We start from the raw sequence: 22,741 nt of genomic DNA on the forward strand, positions 1-22,741 counted from the left end.
GTTGCCCCGAATTTCACTAATTTACACCAATTCAGCTGTTAGTAAAAATACTAATTCGCGGAAATTCGTGAAATTCGTGGCCAAAAAAAATAAAAATAAAAATAGCGTTTCAGCAAAAAATATATAAAATGAAAAGAAGAGAATTTATCGAGAAAACAGCTGCCAGTACTGCCTTATTAAGCTTAGGTTTATCATTGAGCAGTTTTGAAACTACCGATATTAAACACTTAACGATTTTACATACCAACGATGTTCACAGCCATATCGATCCTTTTCCGGCTGATGATCCGCGTAATGCAAATAAAGGTGGTGTATCCCGCAGAGCGGCTCTTATTGAAACTATACGTAAAGAAAATCCAAACGTACTATTATTAGATGCAGGTGATATTTTTCAGGGAACTCCGTACTTTAATTATTATGGTGGTGAACTTGAATTTAAATTGATGAGCATGATGAAATATGATGCCTCAACAATAGGAAATCATGATTTCGACAATGGTCTTGATGGTTTATACGCTCAGATGCCGCATGCCAGTTTTGAATTTATAAATTCGAATTACGACTTTAAAAATACGGTCATGAACGGACTTGTTAAACCGTATAAAATCTTTAATAAAAATGGAATTAAAGTAGGTGTTTTTGGTCTTGGAATTGAACTTGCAGGTCTGGTAGACAAACAAATGTATAAAGAAACGGTGTACAACAATCCTGTAGAAATTGCACAGGACATGACTCAATTATTGAAAAAAACGGAAAAATGTGATCTGGTTGTTTGTCTTTCGCATTTAGGGTATAACTACAAAGATGACCAAACCAAGATTTGTGATTTGAAATTAGCAGAACTTACCCAGGATATTGATTTGATTATTGGCGGCCATACGCATACTTTCTTAGACAAACCTACTATCGTAAAGAACAAAGCAGGCGAAAATGTCCTGGTAAATCAGGTGGGATGTTACGGAATTAATTTAGGCCGTGTTGATTTTTATTTTGATAAAGACAAAGCACATACCAATCAGGGAAGATCAATCATTGTATAATACTCTTTTTTCGGCTTTACTCTTTTCAAGAAAATATTCGACCATAAAAAAGTAAGCCAGAATCTGGGTAACGTCACGAATTAAGACCAGCACAACTGAAAAGGAAAAATATTCAATGAAGATATAAAATATGTCGGAAAAGATATAGCTAATGGCCATTAAGGACATTAACAATGTAATATAAGTTCCTCTTGTGATGTAACTTACAAATGAAAAATAACTTAGAATACTCAGTACAATTCCGTAAAAGGTATAAATAAAATTAAATTTTTTCATATCATCTGATTGCAGGCTTAGTACTGAAATCAATAAATAAACTATAAAAACGACTACGATAAAGACCGGCAAGAGATCTTTTCTTCTTAGCTTTATTCTTTCATGGTTAACAATAAAAAACCGGAGCAGTAACAGGTATACAATCAGGAAACTAAGTACTCCACCGATTTCGGAAACTTCCACTTCCATGAGGTCAAATACCTGACCCACGAAGCAGAAGAAAAAGATGAAAGCTATTGTTTTTCCAATTTTGTAATTGCTGCTAATTAAAAAATAGAAAAAAATAGCCGGAAGCACAATCGCTTTTGCATAAACTGCCAAAAAATCCTGTCTTGTACAATCAAAAATGATGGTACAGAGTAATGCCAGAAAAAACAGGATTAACGACGGTTTATTCGCTTTCATTTAGTTTCGTTATAAAATCTTCTTCAGACAAGATCGGAATATTTAATTTATTTGCCTTTTCCAGCTTGGCTGGTCCCATGTTATCTCCTGCTACCACAAAATCTGTTTTGGCAGAAATGGAGCTTCCCACTTTACCTCCGTTATCTTCAATGGTTTTCTTTAATTCGTCTCTTGAAAACTGAGCAAACACACCTGAAACCACGAAAGTTTTCCCGATGAATTTCTCTGTTGCATTTGGGTTTATTTTTTCGACAATTTCAAATTGGACGCCATAACTTTTTAGGCGTTCTATGATTTTTTGATTTTCTTCGTTTTCGAAAAATTCAATCACACTTCTGGCAATACGCTCCCCTATTTCATCTACTAAAATCAGTTCCATTAGCGAAGCCTGACTTAATGCATCAATATTTTTGTAATGTTTAGCTAGTTTTTTGGCCACAGTTTCGCCTACAAAACGAATTCCAAGGGCAAACAGGACACTTTCGAACGGAATTTCTGTTGATTTCTGCACTCCGTTTACCAGGTTTTCGGCAGATTTTTTTGCCATTCGTTCCAAATGCAAAATGTCTTCTACTTTCAATTGGTATAAATCGGCGTAGTTATGAACCAGTCCGTTTTTGAAAAGCAACGCGACAGTTTCACCACCAAGACCTTCAATATCCATAGCTTTTCTGGAAATATAATGCTGGATTCTTCCAATAATCTGTGGTGGACATCCATAAAAATTAGGGCAATAATGGTTGGCTTCCCCTGCATTTCGTACCAATTCGGTGTGGCATTCGGGACAATGTGTAATGTAAGTTGTTTTTTCTGAATTTTCCGGGCGTTTGTCTAAATCTACTGCAATAATCTTCGGAATAATTTCTCCTCCTTTTTCAACAAATACAGTATCGTGTATCCTGATGTCCAGTTTTTCGATCTGATCTGCATTGTGCAGGGAAGCTCTTTTTACAATTGTTCCCGCCAATTGTACCGGTTTTAAATTGGCTACAGGTGTAATGGCACCTGTACGCCCAACCTGATAGGAAATAGATTCTAATTGCGTAGACACCTGCTCGGATTTGAATTTATAAGCCATTGCCCAGCGTGGCGATTTTGCCGTATAACCCAGCTCTTCCTGATGCTGAATACTATTCACCTTGACTACGACACCATCTGTTTCGTAAGGCAGATTATGGCGATGCACATCCCAGTAATCGATAAAGTCGAAAACTTCCTGTAAATTATGTACCAGTTTTGCTTCAGTTGGAACTTTAAATCCCCAATTTCTTGCAGATTCCAGTCCTTCAAATTGCGAACGGAACGGCAGATTATTACCGGTTACAAAATACAATAAACATTCTAAAGGACGCTTGGCGACCTCTGCACTGTCTTGTAATTTTAAACTTCCTGAGGCTGTATTTCTTGGGTTGGAATAAGGCGTTTCACCTATTTCGATTAATTCCTGATTCATCTTTTCAAATCCGGCGTAAGGAAGGATAATTTCACCACGGATATCAAATTTATCCGGATAATTTCCTTTTAGCTGTAACGGAATTGATTTAATAGTTTTGATATTACTCGTCACATCATCGCCCTGAAAACCATCTCCACGCGTTAAAGCCTGAACTAATTTTCCATTTTCATAGGTGATACTTATCGAAGCTCCGTCATATTTTAATTCGCAGGTATATTGCAAATCAACATTGCCTAAGACTCTTTGAATTCGGTTTTGCCAATCCTGCAAATCCTCTTTGGAATAGGAATTGTCCAGTGAATACATTCTGTATTGATGGGCTACTGTTTTAAAATTTTTGGTAACAGTACCTCCTACTCTCTGGGTCGGAGAATTTTCATCAAAAAATTCAGGGTTTTTATCTTCTAAATCCTGAAGCTCTTTTAACTTCACATCAAAATCATAATCTGAAATTGTGGCATTATCCAGTACGTAATAATTGTAATTGTGCTGATTAAGTTCGTTTCGTAAAGCCTGAATTGTTTCTTGAATACTCATAAAATAGTAAAATGATGCGGATTGTAATTTTGAATAACTGTAAATTCAAAATTAGGATTATTTTCCCTGAAAAACTAAAAATACAAAAGTTTTAAAAATCAAAAATCAAGTTGCAAAAAAATGCAACTTGATTTTCTTTTTGTCCATCATTCTTAAAAAGAATTAATCAAAACCAACTTCCAAATGGTTTTTACGTTCTATACTTTTTCACTGGCCATAAGCCAATCCGGACATAAATATAGAGTTACTTTTGAATGATAATGAAATCGGAACGTCTGTTGAGCAAGTGCTCTGCTTCTGTACATTTCACACCATTTTTACATTTATTCATTAATCGGGTTTCTCCATAACCGATCGCACTTTCGATCCTTGAAGCATCAATTCCCTGGGAAATAATATAATCACGGGTCGATTTGGCTCTGTTGTCTGAAAGTTTCAGATTATAGGCATCTTTTCCGCGAGAATCCGTATGTGATTCGATTTTAATTCGGATGTTAGGAAATTTCTGCATGATAAAAACTACTTTGGTCAGTTCTTCTATGGCCAAAGGTGTAATGTCGTACTTGTCATAATCAAAATAGATAGGGTTCACATCTACTTTTTCGACTCCTTTTTTCTTCACAACAAGATCGTCATAATTACTCAGTTCAAAATTAATGTCTTTAATTTCGCCTTCATTCTCATCTCCTGCCTGAACCGTTTTTTCATCATTACTGTAGTTTTGCTTTGCAACCAGCAGTTTAACGACTTTTCCGCAGGGCACTACGATTGCGTATTTCCCCTCATAATTGGTCTTTGTTTCATTAAGAACATCACTGTAAGAATTGTATGCCATAATTACCACATCGGTAAGTGGCAATTTGGTTTTTCTGTCAACAGCTATACCTGAAATATTCTGGTTGCAGACCGGTTTTCCTTTGGTGAAAGAATAAATGTCATCATCGCCTTTTCCTTCTGCCCTGTTGGAAGAAACATAGCCAAAATTATCCGCTTTGTCAATTATAAAAGAAAAATCATCTTTGTTACTGTTGATTGGCGCTCCCAGGTTTCGCGGAACAGAGAAAGTTCCATCTGCCAGGAATTTACTTTCGTAAACATCTAAATCCCCTAATCCGTAATGCCCGTCTGAAGAAAAATAAAGCGTTCCGTTACTAAAAAAAGGAAAAAGATCATTTCCCAGTGTATTAATTTTCGGTCCCAGGTTTACAGGAGAGCTCATCGTACCATCATCGGCAATTTTCACATAATACAAATCGGTTTCGCCGTATCCTCCGGGCATATCTGAGGCAAAGAAAAGCCAGCGTCCGTCATCGCTTAAAGAAGGATGTCCTGAAGAATACTCATCACTGTCAAAGAAAACTTTTTCGGGATTTTCTAATTTGTTATTTACAATTGCCCCTTTAATAATCTGAAAATTATTGGTTTTTGTCTCATCGATAACCAGTTTGTTTTTCTTGACGATGTTGGTCGAGTAATAAATCGTTTTTCCCGGAGCATCAAAAGTGGCCGTTGCTTCATGGTACTTTGTCATTACGTTTGGTATAAATAAAAGTTCGTTGAACAAACTTCCATCAGCCGGATTTCGTTCTGCTACGTAAAGATTTAAAAACGGCTGGTTGTTCCAGGTGTATAATTTTTCACTAAATTTTGTTGTATCCCTTGCGGAGGTAAACACAATTTTATCCTGAAAAAAAGTAGCCCCAAAATCAGATTTACTGGTATTGATATCGAGATTTTTTATGTTATAAAGAGATTTCGATTTCGAGAGACTGTCAAGCTGTTTCTTTTGGGCGGCATATCTGTTAATTTCATTCTGATCTCCTTTTTTATCCAGATATTCTTTGATCATTCTGTTGGCTTCGTCATAATCCATAACACCTTTTAAGGACTGAATGTAGCGCAGGTAGTAAATATCTGTCAGATTGTTACCTTGTGCTTCATATAATTTTTTGTACCATTTCAGCGCATTTCTGGCATCTGAAATAAAATAATACGAATCGGCTGCATTCTTTAAGGTCTGTGTGGACGGATTCTTGATGTTTTGCAGAATTTCCTCGTAGGCTTTCGAAGCATCTACATACGAATAGTTTTTAAACAACGCATCGGCCTTTTTTAAATTAGTCTGAGCAGAACCAATAGTAAAACTCAGGACTAAACTTAGGATATATAATTTTTTCATAGACTTTGTTTTTAGAAGAATCGTGGAGATTTGATTTTGCTTTCGCCTTTATTAAACTGATAGCGCAGGATGATTTCATGTGAACCATCATTATACTTGTTCAATTCGCTTACGGTGTAGTCAAAAGCGTATCCGATGTAAAAGCTTTTTGATATCTGAAAACCTGCCAGTATACTTACAGAATCATCGGTTCTGTAAGCACCGCCAATTACAAATGTTTCGGCAATCATGAAATTGGCTGAAACATCAGCAGTAAGCGGAGCCCCACTGACTGCTTTTACCAAAAATGCCGGTTTGAATTTCAAATTCGGATTCAAATCAAACACATAACCTCCCATTAAATAATAATGCAAACGATCATAATCTATAGATTCCTGAACATCATCGTAATAATTACTCTGAATAAAACTCGGAATCGAAAGTCCCAAATACCATTTATCGGTATAGTAATAAATCCCTGCTCCAACGGCCAATTTCATCTGATTGTTAATATTTTGATTTAACAGATTATCGTTATTATCATAATATCTTCCTTTTGACCAGTCGATATTGAGCATTCGCATACCGGCTTTTAATCCAAAGGCTAATCTTTTCTCATATCCAAGCGGTATGGAGTAAGCAAAATTTCCGTCCACATACAATTCGTCAGATGGTCCGATTTTGTCATTGACAACACTCAGACCCAATCCGATTTTTTCATTTCGAAGTGGTGCATGAATCGAAAATGACTGGGTTTCCGGAGCTCCGTCAATTCCAACCCATTGGGAACGATACAAAAGTGCGGCTTCCAATGCTCCGGTAGATCCTGCATAAGCAGGATTTACCGACATTGTATTATACATATACTGTGTATATTCCGGGTCTTGCTGCGCAGAAGCCCAAAACGTGGTAAAAGAACATATTAAAATGAAATACGTTTCTAATGATTTTATATATAGTTTCATAACGATACTTATTTAGTTTAATTAATTAGATAAGAGTATTAATGGACTATCTCATTATAGATAACCATCCTTTTTTAACCGTTCCATCTCCGGTGTCTATCACATAAAAATAAGTACCTGTAGGCAACATATCTCCTCTATTAATAACTCCGGATACATTTGCAGTCCCATCCCAGTCGTTTTCATATTTCTTTTTGCTGTACACTAACGCACCGTATCTGTTGAATACTTTTAATTCATTATTTGGGTGTGTTTCGATACAATCAATTCTGAAAAGATCGTTTTGTCCGTCATTATTTGGAGTAAACTCATTGTAGACTGTCAGACAAATTGGCTCAACAAAAGCCGTAGCCGAATTATTTGAAGGATCAACATCTAAAGGAGTTGAAATTTCGATTGTTGCAACATTATTATAGTTACCATCTGGCAATACCAGAAGTGTCACTTGCAGGGTTTCACTTTCTCCGCCAGCTAAAGTTGGAATTGTCCAGATTTGAGTTGCGGGATCGTAAACGCCAACAGATGTTGTGAAGGACACCAGACTGTATCCGCTTGGGATTAATTCACTTACCTGTGTATTAATAATAGTTCCCTGTCCAACATTATTTACCGTTATTGTAAAGACAACCTCATCTCCAAAATTCGGAGTCGGATTATTAACCGTATTTGTTATGGTCAGATCTGAACATGTTGCTACTGTAACATTTAACGATTTAGTTGTCGTTTCATCACAAGTATTCACATACGTCACGCTCACTGTTCCCGGACCAACATCAGACCACGAAACGGTTACAGAATCATCTGATGTTCCGCCTCCGGTAACAATGGTTCCGTTTGAAACGGACCACACATAATTCGATTTCCCGTTTCCAATAGAATAAGTAACTCCCTGGAATACACATGGCGTATCATCACTAGTTGTAATTTGTACAAGAGCATCATTTGCAAATTGTACTGTTATTCCCAAACGTGAAGTATTTACACATCCATTGGTGGTATTATTAAGCGGAACAGCATAATAAGTTGTAGCGGTAAGCGGCGTGTTCGCAGCCAATGGTGTACCTCCTGTTGCAGAAGAATAGTAAACTACATTTGCTTCATTTACCACTATGTCTTCAATCGTCGGAGTATCTGATAAACAAAATGTTTGGGTTGTTCTTGGAGTAGTAACTATTCCCGGTGTATTTACATTAACCGTAACTATTAATCTTACCGGGTTCTCACAACCTACGTTACTGGCAATAGCACCATAATAAGAACCTGTTACCAAAGCAGTTGTTGCCGGAATTGCAGTACCTCCTGTTGAAGTACTATACCAAACTACATTAGGTTCATTTACCTGAATATTGGCAATGGTTGGTGTATTTACCGAACAGAAGTTTTGGGTCGCTGAATTTGTAGTTGGAGTTGCTGTAGTGTTTTCGATTGTAACAGTTACCTGTAATCTTGTCACACTTTCACAACCAGTTGCCGGATTAGATATAGCACCATAATAGATACCATTTGCCAATGGTGTCGTTGAAGCTATTACTGCACCACCTGTAGGAGTGCTGTACCAAACTACATTTGGTTCATTTACCTGGATATTAGCCACTGTTGGTGCTGCTGTTATACAGAAACTTTGTGTATCATCAGTAGTTGTTGGTGTTGCCGGATTAGTTACTGAAATAGTTACCAATAGGCGAACTGAACTTTCACATCCCGTGGCAGCATCCAATAAAGCAGCATAATAAACTCCGCTGGTCAAAGCTGTTGTGGCTGGAATTGGTGTTCCTCCATTCGCAGCACTGTACCAAACCACATTAGGCTGATTGGTCTGAATGCTCGCAAAAGTTGGTGCATCTACTAAACAGAAATCCTGCGTGGTATCTGTTGTAGTTGGCGTTGCCGGATCGGTTACTGAAATAGTTACCAATAGGCGAACTGAACTTTCACATCCCGTAGCCGCATCTAATAGAGCAGCGTAATAAGTACCACTTGTCAAAACTGTTGTAGCAGGGATTGCTGTTCCCCCATTCGCAGCACTGTACCAAACCACATTAGGCTGATTGGTCTGAATGCTCGCAAAAGTTGGTGCATCTGCTAAACAGAAATCTTGTGTAGTATCTGTTGTAGTTGGAGTCGCAGGATCGGTTACGGATATGGTAACCAATAAACGAACTGAACTCTCACATCCTGTTACGGCATCCAATAAAGCAGCGTAATAAGTACCGCTGGTCAAAGCTGTTGTAGCAGGAATTGGTGTTCCTCCATTCGCAGCACTGTACCAAACCACATTAGGCTGATTGGTCTGAATGCTTGCAAAAGTTGGTGCGTCTACCAGACAGAAGTCTTGTGTAGTATCTGTTGTAGTTGGCGTCGCAGGATCAGTTACGGAAATCGTAACGGCCAGTCTTATCGAACTTTCACATCCTGTTACGGCATCCAATAAGGCGGCGTAATAAGTACCGCTTGTTAAAGCTGTTGTGGCAGGAATTGGAGTTCCCCCATTTACAGCACTGTACCAAACGACATTAGGCTGATTGGTCTGAATGCTTGCAAAAGTTGGTGCATCTATTAAACAGAAGTCTTGTGTGGTATCTGTTGTAGTTGGCGTCGCCGGATCGGTCACTGAAATAGTAACCAATAAACGAACTGAACTTTCACATCCTGTTACGGCATCCAATAAAGCAGCGTAATAAGTACCGCTGGTCAAGGCCGTTGTCGCAGGAATTGGTGTTCCTCCATTCGCAGCACTGTACCAAACCACATTTGGCTGATTGGTCTGAATGCTTGCAAAGGTTGGTGCATCTACCAGACAGAAATCCTGAGTGGTATCTGTTGTAGTTGGCGTTGCCGGATCGGTTACGGAAATTGTAACGGCCAATCTTATAGAACTCTCACATCCTGTTACGGCATCCAATAAGGTGGCGTAATAAACTCCGCTGGTCAAAGCTGTTGTGGCTGGAATTGGTGTTCCGCCATTTGCAGCACTGTACCAAACCACATTTGGCTGATTGGTCTGAATGCTCGCAAAAGTTGGTGCATCTACCAGACAGAAGTCTTGTGTGGTATCTGCTGTTGTTGGTGTGGCCGGATCGGTTACGGAAATAGTTACCAATAAGCGAACTGAACTTTCACATCCTGTGGCAGCATCTAATAGAGAAGCGTAATAAGTACCACTGGTCAAAGCTGTTGTGGCTGGAATTGGAGCTCCTCCGTTAGCAGCGCTATACCAAACCACATTAGGCTGATTGGTCTGAATGCTTGCAAAAGTTGGTGCATCTACCAAACAGAAGTCTTGTGTGGTATCTGTTGTAGTTGGCGTTGCCGGATTGGTTACGGAAATTGTAACAGCCAATCTTACCGAACTCTCACATCCTGTTACGGCATCCAATAAAGAAGCGTAGTAAGTACCACTTGTCAAAGCTGTTGTAGCAGGAATTGGAGTTCCACCGTTCGGAGCACTGTACCAAACCACATTGGTCTCATTGGTCTGAATACTTGCGAAAGTCGGTGCATCTACCAAACAGAAATCTTGTGTAGCATCTGTTGTTGTCGGCGTAGCTGGGTCATTTACAATTATTGTTGCCGATTGAAGTGTCCCTGCAATATTCTCACAAGTAGCATCACTTGTTACCGCAACATAATATGTAATTGGACTTACTGCACGTGTTAAACCTGTTACTGTTAAAACACCTGTAGCATTTATCGCATAAGTCAAGCCACCGGCCACCAGGCCATTTGTTATGGGCTGGGTTTTATTGGCATCAAAATACCAGGTAAATACCGGATTGGTCAGCGTAGTCGCTGTTGGTGTTAATACTCCAGGTACATTATGACATACAGCGATATCGTCAACTGAAATATCATTTGCTCCTGAAGGAGGTAAAATGGTCAGCGTAATTTGTTTTCTGTCTGCGGCTGCAGTTTCACAAAATTCAGTAGAACTCACTCCAACAAAATAGGTGTATGTTCCCGGAACAAGACCATTTACAATTAACTGGGCGGTCGTTTCTCCCGGAATTAACTGACTTGTTGTTCCGTCAAAACTATACCAGTAGTATATTGGATTTGTCAGTGCCGGAGTTCCACTCAGGCTTGTTGCAAGTGTTATAGTACCGGTTGGTGAACAAACTGAAGTAGCTGTTCCTCCATTTAAGGTAATATCTGTTAAAGCATTTACCGGAGCTGAAGCCTTTACCTCTACAGTTACTTCTCCTCTTGCCAATGCTTCACAACCGTAACGTACCGGCTGTATGTAATATTTATAAATTCCTGCTGCCGTTGTAGCTGGTACGGTATATGCAATACCATTGGCTACGACATTTCCACCAACAGGCGAATCGTACCATCTGTAGGTTGAACAGGCTTCGGCCGGTATCTCAAGTGTGACAGGGCTTCCCGGACAGACTATTACTTTATTATTAAGGTCTCCTCCTGTTACTTTTGTATTGGCTACTCGCTCAACAGTGTGAACTCTAAGGAATTCCAAAACTCCTGCAACTCCTCCAAAACGAATTCTCACGCGATCGTAAGGCTCTGGCTGAGAAGATACAAGTACCATAGACATGGTGTTTCCAGGTAATAATCGTACACTTAATAATGAACTTGTATTCTGAATTGGCGCCCCAACTGCAACATTACCTAAATAACGCTGAATTGTGAAGCCGGTTAGTAAATTAACATCTAAAAGAACTCCCGGTTTTGAAACCACAATTCTTAATGTATCACTAACAATTGATGGTGTTTTAAAGGCTACTGTTAAATCTGCAGCGGCAAGAGCACCCGCTATACATGGTAGCAAAAGTGGTAACGTCATTATCTGCTACATTCAAGGCGTCACTAACACCTACAGTGGCTGTTAAAGCCCCGATCGGAAGACCCAGATCTGTAGCTCCATAATATATATCTTGTATATCTCCCGGAGTACAGGTTACCGTAGAAACCGGTCTGGTATAATAAGCGTCAAATACCTTTGTGTTTTGAGCAACACTTAAAAGTGATGCAGACTGGATTCTGATTCCGTCATAATCCTGAGGTCCCAAAGTATTTGAGGGTACAAAAGTATATTCGAATGAATTTTCTCCTGAGATTAAATTCACTAACGATCCTGAAATAGACTGCATCGTTCCGATATCAACCCCGCTTTTAGTTCCAATAATGGACAAATCTTGTCCTACCGCTAAAACACTGGCTTCAGATCCTAATTTTATGGTTACCGGAGTTCCTTTTACAATATTGGCAGGCCATGTTAGATTTTGCCATGTTGTTCCAATTCCTAAAAGTCCAACTCCCGTTGTAATCGTTGAAAAAGTTTGAGGATTGCCATCTACAGCTGCAGTTGGATTAGTCACCACTCCTGATATAATGTTGCCCTGGGTTTGTCCTGTTGCATACACTCTTTCCGATAGTAACGGACAGGTACCCGGATCTATAACATTCACAGAAACAGTTCCTGTAACAGAACAATTGGCATTACTTGCCACAACTGTATAGGTATAAATTCCCGGTGTATTTAATACTCCTGTTGTAAAGGGTGGTCCTGTCAGCGTATTCCCCTGAGGATCAAACCAGGTTAATGTGCCGTTTGATGTTGCAGTTAAGGTCACAGAAGAACCTGCATTCACAGAAACTGAGGGATTTACAACCAAACTTGGCAACGGGTTAACAGTAACTGTTACTGGTAGTTTAACAGATGGACATGTAACACCGTTACCTTGAGCTTGAATTGAGTAAACACCACTTGCTGTTATATTTCCTGCTGCATTTTCGGTTATGATATTATTGGACGCATCATAAAAAGTATAAGTTGTATTTCCTGTTGTGTCAAAACCTATGATGGCATCTCGTAAGTTTACACTTCCGCAACCTGCCGGCAAAGGTGTTGTTACTGCTAAAGGTGTCACTGTAGGAATAGTAATATTTACTTGTTTTAAAGTATTAATGACATTCTCACAAGTACTTGCGTTGGTCACAGAAATATAATAATTATAAGGAACTCCCAGAGCAGTAAGCCCTGAAACCGTAAGAGCACCAGTTGTCACATCTTTAACAAAGGTTACGCCTGGCTGGGTTCCTACAACAGATCCTGTTATAATTTCCTGATCTTTATTCTGATTGGTATAATATCTAAATTGAGCTCCCGCTAAAGCAGAGGTCGGAGCCAATACAACTGTTCCGGAGCAGGAAGCTTCCAGAGGACTTGTAATCACCACATCGGCAGGAGTTGCTAACGGATTTACAGTTATAGTAACAGGCTGACGAACACTGTTAATACAGGCGCCACGTGCTGATTCTACATAATAGGTTGTCGTATTACTTAACGGAAGTGTTGGATTTACAGCCACTATACTTCCTCCTGTTGGGGAATCATACCATGTAAACGTTTCTGTTCCTGTTGAAGCAGCTGTTAATAAAGCTGCATCTCCTGCACAAATTGTTGTCGCTCCTGTTATTACAGCATTCGGATATCTGTAAGAAGCTCCATAAATATTTACACTGGTTAATAATGCAGCTACGCCGCCTAATCTAACCTCAACTCTGTCAAAAGTCGAAGCGGCAGTAAAACTAGCTTTAAATCGGTTACCGGATAATAATTGTACATTCAGTAAATTATTATTAACGTTAATTCTGTCATTATTATAGGTTGCACCGTCATAGGTTGCTAAACTAATATAAGATAAAGCACTTACATCGAGAAGGCCGCCCGGAACTTCTAATTCAACATCTATAATGTCACCCGCCTCACCTGGAGAAGCGAAAGTTAAGGTTTGCTGAATATAACTTCCAAGTACCCCAACTGGTATGGTAAGAGTAGCTGCAGTGTTAATATTTCCATCAACAGATCCACCGGGATTGGTCGCTCCACAGCCAACACATAAAAGTCCCGGATCCAAAGTGGTCACCTGAGCATTCGCCTGAAGGCAATTACTAACTGTATTAATTACTACTACATTAATTACTGCTCTGGCACTGCTCACACAACCTGTTGTCAGATCTGTAGCTTCAACATAAAATGTTTTATTTGCCGTTAAAGCCGGAGTTGGAGTATACGTACTGGTATTGGTTGCCAAAGCCGTTCCTCCTGTTGGGACATCAAACCAGGCATAAGATACATTAGCATCAGGATTTGAAATACCTAACATTACATTCTGGCCGGACTGAATCACTACATTCGATGATACAGGTACCGGTACTGCCGGTAACGGATTTACAATAAGGTTCACCGGAGTACGTGAACTCAAACAACTTCCTATTGAAGCTTCTACATAATAACTAATGTTAGCCGTTAAAGCCGGTGTCGTAAATGAAGTTCCTGTAAAAACTAAATTCCCTGCTACATTGGCATCATACCAATTGTATACCGTACCCAAAACTGGTGCCTGAACAGTTAAAGCGACCGTCTGTCCACTGCAAATTGTTGTGGGAACAGCTGTAATAACTGGCGCAACAGGGTTTTGCACTGAAACAGATACAGGATTACGCTCACTGTTTAAACAACCATTTCGGGTAATGGCTGTATAATAAGTGGTATTAGCATTTAAAGCCGGTGTGGTATAAGATGCTGTACTTACCAACGGAAGACCTCCGGTTGCGGCACTATACCATTCAACTGTTTCTCCCGCACCCAAAGTAGTGGTCAGTGTTGTTGTTTGTCCACTACAAATGGTTGTACTTCCTGTAATCACAGGAGCTTTATATCGGTAAGCCGCCTGATAAATATCCAGGCTTGTGATGGCTGAAACCAGACCGCCCAATCGCACTTCAACACGATCAAAAGCTGCACCTGCCACAACACTCGCTCTAAAACGGTTTCCTCCCAATAATACAATATCAACTATATTATTGATCGAAACTCTGTCATTATTAAAAGTTGCTCCGTTATAAGTGGCTAAACTAATATAATTTAATACACTTAAATCCATGACACCTCCCGGAACTTCCAGCTCAACATCAACAATATCCCCTGCTCTGCCGGGATTATTAAATTGAAGTGTTTGCTGTGCGTAGCCATTAATTAAACCAACCGGAATGGTAAGTCTCGCAGCAGTTGCCGGATTTCCATCCACTGAATTATTAGGATTTGTCGAACCACATAATAGACAAAGTCCATTAAAATTAGTCTGCTGGCTATTTGCTTCTAAACAAGTTCCCAAAGGATTACTGATAACTGTTACTGTTACCGGTACTCTCGAAGCACTTACACAACCTCCGGCTGCACTTTGCGCTTCCACATAATAGGTTTTAGTCGCTACTAATATAGGCGTTGTAAATGTTGTCGAATTTGTCAGAAGCGCAGTTCCGCCCGTGGCAACGTCATACCAGTTCAGGGTCACACCTGCACCCGTAGCCGCAGCGCTTAATGTGGCATTCTGACCAGATTGAATGGTAACACTTTGTGTCAGTACTGTTGGTAACACCGGTACCGGATTTGATGTTACAGTCACCTGTGTTCTTGCAGGACTTACGCAGGAACCTATTGCGGCTTCTACAAAAAAATTGGTAGTACCAACAGGAACTACTGGAGAATAAGTATCACCAGAGGCTAAAATCGTTCCTCCGTTATTTACGGAATACCAGTTGTACGTGGTTCCGGGCACAGAATTAATTACAGATAAAGTAGTTTGCTGTGTAGCGCCGGCAGAACATATTGCGGTTCCCACAGTACTGATAGCCGGGGCAACAGGATTAGAAACATTAACCACAACGGGTAAACGTTCACTGCCTTCACAACCGGCAGCTCTGGTTACACCTATATAATAGGTAGTAGCTGTCGTTAAAACTGGTGTTTGATAACTATTAGCCGTTATCAAAGGAGTCGTAGAAGTTGGAGAATCGTACCACGACAAGGAAGTACCTGCTGCCGGAGTGGCAGTTAACGTAGTGAAATTCCCTGAACAAATTGTCTGACTTACACCTCCTGTTACGGTTGGTTTTGCAAAATCCAGGCGAACATCGTAAATTCTTAAACTCACCAAAAGGCTTAAAATGCCTCCAACCTGCACCTGTATCTGATTCGTATCACCTGTAACAGTAAAGCGTACTGCCGCAACCGTGTTTCCGGATAACAAATTTAAGTTTAGAAGCGGGCTGTTTAGTGCTACACTTGGACCTACATTTGTTCCTGAAAGTTTGGCCTGAAGCGTTGCATTAGATAATAATCCAACATCGAGCAAGCCGTTTCCTGTACCCAGATAAAGTACAATCTGATCTCCGGCTTTTGCAGTCTGATTGAATGTTAATGTCTCCTGGACAAAACATCCCACCCCGACAGCATTTGTCAGAGTTGCATAAGTAGTAAGGCCTGCGTCATTGTCGTAGGCACTGGCGGGACTATCAATATCCAACCCTACACATACTAATCCACCCTGGCTGTTAGTTTGCGACACAGGCCGGCAAACTGATTGCGAAAATGCATTAGTACATAGTAAGAGTAAAAATAATAGTCCGAATAATCTCTTCTGATAAGTGAGATTACAAAAAGTAAAGATTTTTTTCATAATTTGGAAGATTAGAAAATGGACAATAAAATACCTGTTGCGATAAGTACGTATACTTAGGCAATTCAAAAAACACTAATAATCAATAGATTAGATAAAATTTAAAACCTTATGGTAAGACCTTAAATTAAACTTCTTAAAAAAAACAATAAAATTTAGTTATATAATGAAAGAACATGAGAGCATTCTTTTATTCACGCTGAATAAAAAACTGACTCAAAAATTTTCAGGAATATTGATCTTAATCAATCTTCCAAAACGGAGTGATTTGTTGTAGTGCAAATTTTCATGAAAGAAAATTTTAAGCTAGCTAGAATTGGGGAATTCTATAACTGTACATGTATTCAATAGTAACAGAAAGTTGATTAGGCAATCTGTTAATTGTTGATTAGAAATAAATTCTAAAAAATTGAATTCATAATTTAATATAAAGCATTATCGGATTTCAAATTTAGACATGACAATATGTTTCATTTCCAAAACAACTGACTGGGTTTTGGAAACAAAAGTGAAAACTTAATGTAATTGAAATGTTGAAATTTATAAAACAAATTTGCTTTTAACTTAAAATTTAATTGGGGAATAAATTTTAGTTTTTTGAAAATCAAAACAGATAAAGCTAAAATAATTAGAAGACCTAAAGCAAATTTGATAAAGAGAGTATTGGTCAATTCCATAAGCAAATTAATTAAGTTATTAAAAATTTTAAACTTTAATAATTGTAAAAAAAAATAAGTAAAGTGATCTGTTTTTAATTTTATAAAGTGACAATAAAAGGACCTCTTTATAAATGTTTTTAAAAAATCATTTTGTTTAACTTTCTTTTACTAAAATTAATTAAAATTAAAATACAAAACAAAACTAAATTTCTTATTTTTTTAAGTTTAGTGAAATTCTGAAGCCAAAAAAAAGCGCTCATCCATTGCAATCATTGACGTTACGGACTTAAAATGAGACCTTTAACGATATCATATTTTTTTTAACTCTTTTTTGTGAAAAAAAAAAGTAAGTTTAGTACTACTTTTATGCTTTAAAATAGACTCTTTTGTTAAAACAAAAAGTACATTTGAAAAGTAAAACTTACAAAAAGCAATAAAAAGTTAAAATATTAATCTTTTCTAAAAAAACACGTAGAAATACGGGTAAAATAAAATACAAAAGATTAAACAAAAGTTAAAACACCTAAAAAAGGTAAATATTTTAACATCAGTCAGTTAACTTTTCACTAAAAGACGTCTTAAAATTGTTTAAGATTCAATAATCGTGTTGATCTGTTTGAATAACTGTCCGTCACTCAGGAAAGCGCCTTGCTGGATTAATTCGAAAATAGAAGCATTACGATCTTCAGTAAATACTTTTTTTCCGACCTTCATTTCTATTGTTTCCGTAAACATATTATCACTTAGCCACTGCAAGCCATCCTGTGTCAGAAAATCAGTTTCAGGAACCAGCGATTTTAAAACAATAGATTGTACATGAGTTTCAAAACACTGAAATAAGAAAATATGGTTTTTAGAAAAATGTTCCAAAAATTCTGCCCTGGACAAAACACCTTCCCAGATCAAATCTGAAAAAACATCCAATTCCTGTTCCGCAACTTCAGGTTTATTTTCCTTTATACTGTCCCACTCTGCCTTATCAATTGCCTGCGTTGCCAAAAAGCTTGAAAATTCTGCATGCAATTCTTCAAACTGCTCTTTTGTTAGTCTTGCGTATTTCATTATTATTCTTTCAAATTAAACCTTTATATACCTTTACAAGTGTCTTCATTTTTAAACAAAAAAAAGCCCCCTTAAATAAGGGGGCAAATTTACAATATCTTTATACGATTAGAAAATATATCGGACACCAAATTGCATTTGCCATCTTGAATTCAGACTGGCATCATAGCTGAATGTTTTTGTCTGTGTATTGGTAAAGGTATACGTTGGCGTATTCCCTGCCACAGTAACTCCAATTGGCTGTACGCTGGTAGGAACCTGAACCACTCCCCAATCGGAATTAAGCAGATTTCCAACATTCAGAATATCAATACTAAACTGTATGGTATTCTTTTTCTCTGACGCAGATGAAAATTTGAAATTATAATCCTGTAAAATTTTCATGTCCCATTTTCCTCTCCACGGAGAAATTGCCCCGTAACGCTCGGCATACTGACCTCTCCTGTCTCTTAAATAATCATCCTGCTCAATAAATTTATTAAAAGCATCCCCCTGCGCTGCTCCTCCTGTAAAGGTCATTTGGCTGATTTCAGCTGTTGTAGGCACATACATTAAATCATTGACCGCAGATCCGTCATTATTGATGTCACCTCCGTACGTATAACTAAAACGTCCGCCTCTGGCATATTCGAAGAAAGTAGAAACTGTAGTAGCCCATTTATCTTTCCCGTATTTCCATTTTTTGGAACCTACCCCAATAAAACGGTTATTGTCTCCGTACTTAGAATTAGAAAGCACGTCTTTATTTACATTCCCCAAAGCAGGATTAAAAGCAAAGGCATCTCCGGTAATCTCAGCTTCTATAGAATTCACATCTTTAGATACTAAATAGTTATACGCTAAACTTGCATATAATCCATTTTCAAAAGTTTTCTGGATTTTAACCGAACTGTTAAACGCAAACCCTTTATCAGAATTCGTCATTACATAAGCGCTATTTGCGCCTTTATCAGCCGCTGTATAGATTAGTCTGTTATCTACACCTCCCAGAGTTCCTGTTGGATCTTTTAAGCCCCAGTTTTGCACATGAACACCATTAATATCTTTATTGTAAGACATATCAATAGTCAGAATGTAATTGCTCTCAAATTTATGATCATATCCTAAACTTGTTCTCCACACCTGTGGCCATTTATAATCAGGATCCATAATCTGAAAGAAACTGTCATCTGCACCGCTTACCTGATTGCCTAACCAGACAAAAGGAATCCTGCCCGTAAAAACTCCTGATCCGCCTCGAAGCTGCGATGTGGCATCACCACTCGCATCCCAGTTAAAACCAATTCGCGGAGACCACAAAATTTTATCGCTTGGCAGATCGGTAGAAATTAATTTTCTGGCATTACCTGTTTCAGGATCAAAATAATCTAAATTGTTATTTCTTTTTGATCCTCCATTATTCGTATCAATATATTTCTGAATCAAATCTGCCGTGTTAAAATACAGCGGTTTATCTGCTCTCAGTCCCACAGATAGTTTGAAATTATCCGTAATACTCCAGTCATCCTGCGCATAAAAAGCCCACTGTCCCACATTTAATTCTGCCAGCTTCCAGCCATTATCTGCACCGACAGCATTATTGTTTTTAGAATTATAAGTATCAATGGCCTGTTGCATGTTCTGAGCCACTGAACTGGATGCAAATGGCAAAGCGGCGTCGGCTAAAAAGTCTGCTACACTTGCGTAAGGCCTGAAAGTCCCGTAATAAGGAACCGGATCTGTTGCCCCACGAAATTTATCGTAACCCGCTAAATTAAAAGAGTTTTCAAAATTAAATTTTTCAAAAGAGGTACCAAAAGTAAAGGCATGGTTTCCTACTGTGTACGTCAGATTATCCGTAATCTGAATTACTTTCTGTTTCAGTGTATTATTGATAGAAAAAGGTTCATGACCGGCAATAATATAGTTCGATCCCGCACCGTCCTGTATATTAATTACCGGAGCAGGAGATGAAAACGGATCCCTGAAATCATTAAAGTACGTATACCCTGCCTGCAGTTTATTCGAAACAGATTCACTAAATTTTGAATTTAACTCCAATAAAAAAGAACTCAGCTTATTATTAATCTCGTATCCGGCATTCTGAAACTGAAGAATAGAGGCATTTGGTCCTCTGAACCCTAAGGCTGTCGGATGCGCCGGTTTGTCCTTGGAAGCGTCCAGAAAATTATAAATAACAGCGAGTTTATGGTTATCATTAATGTTCCAGTCGAGTTTTACAATTCCTTTTGTTGAATTTGAATTATGAACGAAACCCTGATAGGCTCCGGGATTGTAATTAAAATTATTGCCATTGGCGTCTTTTAAATTGGTTAAGGCATTTGATACCGCAATCAAATCAGAATCCAGCACTCTTGATTCGTTGATGCCGGTAACACCATCATTGTTGTTGGCCACGAAGTTAGACCCTAAATCGCTTCTTTTATCAATTTCGAAATTTCCGAAAATGAATAATTTATCTTTAACAATCGGAGCTCCCAGACTGAATCCTGCCTGAGTTTGTTCTAAAGAAGGTACAAATATTTTTTCGCCTTTTATTTTACTTCCCGTAAAATCCTGGTTTCTGTAAAATACATAAGCAGTCCCATGAAATTCATTAGTTCCTGACTTCGTTACCGCATTTACGGAAGCACCCGTAAAACCGGACAAAGTAACATCATAAGGAGCTGTAGCTACCTGAATCTGGTCGATTGCATCTAATGAGATGGGCTGGGAGCCGGTCTGCCCTCCGGGAGTTGCGGCATCTAATCCAAAAGGATTATTAAAAATAGCACCGTTTAAGGAACAATTATTATACTGATCGTTTCTTCCTCCAAACGAACCACCACTGGCTGTTGGCTCCAGACGTGTAAAATCTTCTGCTGATCTTGAAATAGTAGGCAAAGCGGTCAATTCTCTTCTTCCAATTGTGGTCTCGGCGCCGGTTCTCCCGCTTTGGAAGACTTTATTTTTGGAAACTACTTTAACTTCTTCCAAAGTCTGGCTTTCATTTGCTAAAATAACATCCAGATTAAAAACTTTTCCCAGATCAAGGTAAACGTCATTATATTCCTGATTCTGATACCCTACAAAAGTAACCGTAATTTTATAAGGTCCGCCAATTCTCATATTCAAAATATTAAATCTTCCGTCTTCATTAGACAAGGAAGAATATTTTGAACCACTCGGAGTATGCACTGCCAGAATGGTAGCTCCCGGCAAAAGCTCGCTGGAAGAACTTTTTACAATACCCTTAATACTCGATGTTGTGGTTTGCCCTGCCGCTGTGGTAAGCCCAAGGACACATAACAATAATGCAAAGATTCTTTTCATTTTCCTGGTTTTGAGTGAGTTATTTCCCTCAAAATTAGGCAAAAAAAAATCACTCCGGGGAGTGATTTTTATATTTTATTAACAAAAAGTTAACAATCTGTTATTTCTCTGCAACAATTTCGTAAGGTAGTTCAACTATTACATCTCTGTGTAAACGGATGTTAGCAGTATATTTTCCAGTACGTTTTACGATACCACTAGTGATGAATTTTCTATCAATAGCGTTACCTGATTTCTCTAAAGCTTCAGCAATGTCGATGTTTGTGATAGAACCAAAAAGTTTCTCTCCACCAGCTTTTGCAGTAAGTTTAATTTCAAGAGCTTTTAAAGTTTCAGCTAATGCTTTTGCATCAGCAACAACTTTAGCTTCTTTGTGAGCTCTTTGTTTTAGGTTTTCAGCCAATACTTTCTTTGCAGAAGGTGTAGCCAATTGCGCGAATCCCTGAGGAATTAAGAAGTTACGACCGTAACCAGCTTTAACTGATACTACGTCATCTTTAAACCCTAGGTTTTGTACGTCTTGTTTTAAAATAAGTTCCATGTTGTTGTCCTTTATTTGAGAAGTTAGGTTCCATCTTACCGGAAACCAACAACTATTCTTTTAATATTATTTTAATAAATCGGCCACGTATGGCATTAAAGCTAAGTGACGTGCTCTTTTTACAGCTACAGAAACTTTTCTTTGGTATTTCAATGAAGTTCCCGTTAAACGACGTGGAAGAATTTTTCCTTGCTCGTTAACGAATTTCAATAAGAAATCAGCATCTTTATAATCGATATATTTGATTCCTGATTTTTTGAAACGACAATACTTTTTAGTTTTGTTAGTTTCAATGTTTAAAGGCGTTAAATATCTGATATCTCCGTCTTTTTTTCCTTTTGCAGATTGCTCTATTGTAGACATAATAATTAAGCTTTAGTAGATTTTAATTTGGCTCTTCTTCTTTCAGCCCATGAAATAGCATGTTTGTCTAAACTTACAGTTAAGAAACGCATAACTCTTTCGTCACGTCTAAATTCAGTTTCAAAAGCAATCAGAACTTCTCCAGCTACTTTGAATTCGAATAAGTGATAAAAACCACTTTTTTTGTTTTGGATTTCGTAAGCCATTTTTTTCAGACCCCAATCCTCTTTTGACACCATTTCAGCTCCTCTGCTAGTAAGAAATTCTTCAAATTTCGTTACTGTTTCCTTCACCTGAACCTCAGATAAAACGGGATTTAAAATGAAAACAGTTTCATAATGATTCATAAATACAATATTTATTTGTTAAAATTGGGTGCAAAAGTAGTGAATATATTTATATCTGCAACATTTTTTTACGTTTATTCGTTGAAAAACAAAAAATAACGTTCAAGTTTAGTTTTTTCCCTAAAAAAATAATATATT

General features: G+C 38.1%; 12 protein-coding genes. 1 reads left to right on the forward strand and 11 read right to left on the reverse strand.

What is annotated here, in order from left to right; translation table 11 throughout:
• Window positions 1–128 precede the first annotated feature (128 nt).
• Entirely contained in the window at window positions 129–1,040 is a 912-nt protein-coding gene (locus tag D0817_RS06035; RefSeq protein WP_127337505.1) for a bifunctional metallophosphatase/5'-nucleotidase, read from the forward strand.
• Here D0817_RS06035 and D0817_RS06040 read toward each other — a convergent pair.
• The 11 genes from D0817_RS06040 to rpsF all read right to left on the reverse strand — a co-directional run bounded on the left by D0817_RS06040 (window position 1,026) and on the right by rpsF (window position 22,603).
• On the reverse strand, window positions 1,026–1,721 hold the full coding sequence (locus D0817_RS06040; protein ID WP_127337506.1) for a lysoplasmalogenase family protein: 696 nt from the start codon (window positions 1,719–1,721) through the stop codon (window positions 1,026–1,028). The genes D0817_RS06035 and D0817_RS06040 overlap by 15 nt on opposite strands.
• Window positions 1,708–3,714, reverse strand: a complete 2,007-nt coding sequence (ligA, locus tag D0817_RS06045; RefSeq protein ID WP_127337507.1) for an NAD-dependent DNA ligase LigA — start codon at window positions 3,712–3,714, stop codon at window positions 1,708–1,710. Before ligA ends, D0817_RS06040 begins: the two co-directional genes overlap by 14 nt.
• A 244-nt stretch (window positions 3,715–3,958) precedes the next feature.
• Window positions 3,959–5,893 (reverse strand): OmpA family protein, encoded by a 1,935-nt coding sequence (locus D0817_RS06050; RefSeq protein WP_127337508.1) that lies wholly within the window; start codon window positions 5,891–5,893, stop codon window positions 3,959–3,961.
• An 11-nt stretch (window positions 5,894–5,904) separates the two neighbouring features.
• On the reverse strand, window positions 5,905–6,837 hold the full coding sequence (locus D0817_RS06055) for a PorP/SprF family type IX secretion system membrane protein (RefSeq protein ID WP_127337509.1): 933 nt from the start codon (window positions 6,835–6,837) through the stop codon (window positions 5,905–5,907).
• Window positions 6,838–6,883: 46 nt separating this feature from the next.
• On the reverse strand, window positions 6,884–11,638 hold the full coding sequence (locus D0817_RS26190; protein WP_238160826.1) for an Ig-like domain-containing protein: 4,755 nt from the start codon (window positions 11,636–11,638) through the stop codon (window positions 6,884–6,886).
• Complete coding sequence (locus D0817_RS26195) at window positions 11,568–16,319, reverse strand: immunoglobulin domain-containing protein (RefSeq protein ID WP_238160827.1); 4,752 nt, start codon at window positions 16,317–16,319, stop codon at window positions 11,568–11,570. The genes D0817_RS26190 and D0817_RS26195 overlap by 71 nt, the downstream gene beginning before the upstream one ends.
• A gap of 1,247 nt (window positions 16,320–17,566) precedes the next feature.
• Window positions 17,567–18,040, reverse strand: a complete 474-nt coding sequence (locus D0817_RS06065) for a DUF6495 family protein (RefSeq protein WP_127337510.1) — start codon at window positions 18,038–18,040, stop codon at window positions 17,567–17,569.
• Window positions 18,041–18,148: 108 nt separating this feature from the next.
• Entirely contained in the window at window positions 18,149–21,352 is a 3,204-nt protein-coding gene (locus D0817_RS06070; RefSeq protein ID WP_127337511.1) for a TonB-dependent receptor, read from the reverse strand.
• A 100-nt stretch (window positions 21,353–21,452) separates the two neighbouring features.
• Entirely contained in the window at window positions 21,453–21,893 is a 441-nt protein-coding gene (rplI, locus tag D0817_RS06075; protein WP_127337512.1) for a 50S ribosomal protein L9, read from the reverse strand.
• Window positions 21,894–21,959: 66 nt separating this feature from the next.
• Window positions 21,960–22,256, reverse strand: a complete 297-nt coding sequence (gene rpsR, locus D0817_RS06080; RefSeq protein WP_002987043.1) for a 30S ribosomal protein S18 — start codon at window positions 22,254–22,256, stop codon at window positions 21,960–21,962.
• Between the two features lie 5 nt (window positions 22,257–22,261).
• Window positions 22,262–22,603, reverse strand: a complete 342-nt coding sequence (rpsF, locus tag D0817_RS06085; RefSeq protein ID WP_007810575.1) for a 30S ribosomal protein S6 — start codon at window positions 22,601–22,603, stop codon at window positions 22,262–22,264.
• Window positions 22,604–22,741: the final 138 nt, after the last annotated feature.

It is taken from the genome of Flavobacterium cupreum, assembly GCF_003996965.1.
Classification (GTDB): domain Bacteria; phylum Bacteroidota; class Bacteroidia; order Flavobacteriales; family Flavobacteriaceae; genus Flavobacterium; species Flavobacterium cupreum.

Coding starts and splice junctions, on each gene's coding strand:
- D0817_RS06035 (WP_127337505.1), top strand. CDS start 129: ATGAAAAGAAGAGAATTTATCGAGAAAACAGCTGCCAGTACTGCCTTA.
- D0817_RS06040 (WP_127337506.1), bottom strand. CDS start 1,721: ATGAAAGCGAATAAACCGTCGTTAATCCTGTTTTTTCTGGCATTACTC.
- ligA (WP_127337507.1), bottom strand. CDS start 3,714: ATGAGTATTCAAGAAACAATTCAGGCTTTACGAAACGAACTTAATCAG.
- D0817_RS06050 (WP_127337508.1), bottom strand. CDS start 5,893: ATGAAAAAATTATATATCCTAAGTTTAGTCCTGAGTTTTACTATTGGT.
- D0817_RS06055 (WP_127337509.1), bottom strand. CDS start 6,837: ATGAAACTATATATAAAATCATTAGAAACGTATTTCATTTTAATATGT.
- D0817_RS26190 (WP_238160826.1), bottom strand. CDS start 11,638: ATGACGTTACCACTTTTGCTACCATGTATAGCGGGTGCTCTTGCCGCT.
- D0817_RS26195 (WP_238160827.1), bottom strand. CDS start 16,319: ATGAAAAAAATCTTTACTTTTTGTAATCTCACTTATCAGAAGAGATTA.
- D0817_RS06065 (WP_127337510.1), bottom strand. CDS start 18,040: ATGAAATACGCAAGACTAACAAAAGAGCAGTTTGAAGAATTGCATGCA.
- D0817_RS06070 (WP_127337511.1), bottom strand. CDS start 21,352: ATGAAAAGAATCTTTGCATTATTGTTATGTGTCCTTGGGCTTACCACA.
- rplI (WP_127337512.1), bottom strand. CDS start 21,893: ATGGAACTTATTTTAAAACAAGACGTACAAAACCTAGGGTTTAAAGAT.
- rpsR (WP_002987043.1), bottom strand. CDS start 22,256: ATGTCTACAATAGAGCAATCTGCAAAAGGAAAAAAAGACGGAGATATC.
- rpsF (WP_007810575.1), bottom strand. CDS start 22,603: ATGAATCATTATGAAACTGTTTTCATTTTAAATCCCGTTTTATCTGAG.